This window comes from Methylophaga sp. UBA5088, from assembly GCF_002414625.1.
GTDB lineage: Bacteria > Pseudomonadota > Gammaproteobacteria > Nitrosococcales > Methylophagaceae > Methylophaga > Methylophaga marina.
This window is the reverse complement of sequence record NZ_DIAC01000067.1, coordinates 523-857: the sequence shown is the minus strand read 5'-3', so window position 1 is coordinate 857 and position 335 is coordinate 523. Positions and strand designations below refer to the sequence as shown.

Below are 335 nucleotides of genomic sequence, written 5' to 3'. Positions count from 1 at the left end.
AAAAGGTTCAATCAGTAATTGGTAACTGGTCATGGTGTTTCAACCTGATTAAACAGTGTCGGCTCAAGCTGACCAAACCAGGATTCAGACTGCTGCACTGCCTTTAATACATTGGCCGTGGTGAGCACTTCTTTGGTTGTACCCCAACCAATAAGCTTTCTTGCCAGCAGTAAGACATTCGGAAAGTAGTCTCGGATTTGTTTTAAGTCGTGCAATACTGCAATGACAGTGCGACCTTCTGTATGCCAACGCATAACAAGGGCAATTAGATCTTTGGTTGTCTGCGCATCAATGGCAGTAAAGGGTTCATCTAACACAATCACGTCAGCATTTTG

At 43.9% G+C, this 335-nt stretch carries 1 pseudogene; it reads right to left on the bottom strand.

Annotated features, from left to right (window positions below):
• Positions 1-29 precede the first annotated feature (29 nt).
• A pseudogene (locus B4K20_RS08520) lies at positions 30-335 on the bottom strand (hypothetical protein); the annotation flags it as partial.